The sequence below is a fragment of the Bradyrhizobium sp. Leo170 genome, assembly GCF_004296405.1.
Taxonomy (GTDB): domain Bacteria; phylum Pseudomonadota; class Alphaproteobacteria; order Rhizobiales; family Xanthobacteraceae; genus Bradyrhizobium.
This window is the reverse complement of record NZ_PSRR01000672.1, coordinates 1-1,737: the sequence shown is the minus strand read 5'-3', so window position 1 is coordinate 1,737 and position 1,737 is coordinate 1. Positions and strand designations below refer to the sequence as shown.

Here is a 1,737-nt window from a genome sequence, read left to right as displayed (position 1 = left end):
TGGGCAAAGCGAAGCGTGCCCACCTTTACTTGCACCGACCGTGAATGGTGGGCACGCTGCGCTTTGCCCACCCTACGAAGTCAGAACCCCGCGCCCCACTGCCTTGCGGTCTGTAATATCCAGTCGCGATACAGCGTCAGTGGCGTCACGCCGGTGATGCCGCCGCAACCGGCGGAATTGTTCGGCCCCGTTGACCAGCTAATGACGCCGACGATCGCCGGACCCGTTTGCTTGTCCTCGAACACCGGCCCGCCGGAATCGCCGGTGCAGGCGCCAAGCCCGTCGCGCGCGCCCTGACTGAGCGGATCGACCAGGCGGATCTGCAGCGTGCCCGGCTGGCCGGTCGCAATCAGCCCGGCGACGCGGACCATGCCGCCGCTTTTGCCGTCGCCGCGCACGGTGACGCCGATGCCCGCGATGGTGAAGCGGCTGCCGACGACGACCGGAATGTTGGGCGCGCCGAGCGCCGCAGGCGCCTTGCCGGGCGCAGGTGCTGCAAGCTGCAGCAGCGCCACGTCGGCAGTGGCGCGATGGGAGGTCATGGCGTCCATCCTGAACGTGGGATGGATCGCGATGCTCTTGACGTCCTTCAATTGCGGCTGCCGGTCCGGGCCATATTCGACGATCTTGTAGTCCGCGCCGGGCTGCACGCAATGCGCCGCCGTGAGCACCACTTTCGGCGCGATCAGTGCGCCGGTGCAGAAATTGCCGCGCGAGCCGACGATGGTGACGATGGAGCGGCCGACGCCTTCGGCGGACGGCACGCCGCCGCCAACGATGGCGGAGGCCGGCGTGGAGGAGAGCAGCGCGAGCGCTGCTGATATCGCGAGCAAGGCTTTCATGGTCACAGCAATAGCTTGCGTCGCGCGCATCGCCAAGCCGCCGGTTTCAGGCTGGCTCCCCGGATCGATCCGTGTTAGCCGCTCGTCAACAAACATAACGGCAGGCAGCAGGAAATGATCGAGGCAGTGATCTGGGATTTCGGCGGCGTCTTGACCACCTCGCCGTTCGAGGCGTTCACGCGGTTCGAGACCGAGCGCGGCCTGCCGGCCGACATCATCCGCCGCACCAACGCCGCCAACCACCTGGAAAACGCCTGGGCCAAGTTCGAGCGCGCCGAGGTCGACATCGAGACCTTCGATGCGCTGTTCGCCGCCGAATCGCTCGCGCTCGGCGCCGAGGTGCGCGGCCGGGACGTGCTGCCGCTGCTGCAGGGCGACCTGCGCCCGGACATGGTGGAAGCGCTGAAGCGCATCAAGGCCCAATTCAAGACCGGCTGCATCACCAACAACCTGCCGGCGAACGCGATCGGGAGCAGAAGCGGCCGCACGCTCTATGTCGCGGAGGTGATGGCGCTGTTCGATCACGTGATCGAATCCGCCAAGATCGGCCTGCGCAAGCCCGATCCGCGCATTTACAAGCTGATGGTGGAAACGCTGAAGGTCGATCCGAACAATTGCGTCTATCTCGACGATCTCGGCGTCAACCTGAAGCCCGCGCGCGACATGGGCATGACCACGATCAAGGTCGTGAGCGCGGACCAGGCGATTTCAGAGCTGGAGGCGGCAACCGGGCTAGTATTGCGCTAGGCACGGACTCTCCCTCTCCCCGCCCTTCGCGGGGAGAGGGTTGGGGTGAGGGGCTGCCTCCGCGATCACAGTGACAGATGGACTCGCGGAGAGTCCCCCTCACCCGGATCGCATCTGCGATGCGATCCGACCTCTCCCCGCAGGCGGC

General features: G+C 66.3%; 2 protein-coding genes. One reads left to right on the top strand and one right to left on the bottom strand.

The window, feature by feature from the left end; translation table 11 throughout:
- Nucleotides 1–80 precede the first annotated feature (80 nt).
- Nucleotides 81–842, bottom strand: coding sequence for a S1 family peptidase (locus tag CWO89_RS43885; RefSeq protein ID WP_165421605.1), 762 nt, complete (start codon nt 840–842; stop codon nt 81–83).
- A gap of 114 nt (nt 843–956) precedes the next feature.
- Here CWO89_RS43885 and CWO89_RS43880 point away from each other — a divergent pair, with 114 nt between their 5' ends.
- Nucleotides 957–1,589 (top strand): HAD-IA family hydrolase, encoded by a 633-nt coding sequence (locus CWO89_RS43880; protein WP_165421604.1) that lies wholly within the window; start codon nt 957–959, stop codon nt 1,587–1,589.
- Nucleotides 1,590–1,737 lie beyond the last annotated feature (148 nt).

Coding starts and splice junctions, on each gene's coding strand:
- CWO89_RS43885 (WP_165421605.1), bottom strand. CDS start 842: ATGAAAGCCTTGCTCGCGATATCAGCAGCGCTCGCGCTGCTCTCCTCC.
- CWO89_RS43880 (WP_165421604.1), top strand. CDS start 957: ATGATCGAGGCAGTGATCTGGGATTTCGGCGGCGTCTTGACCACCTCG.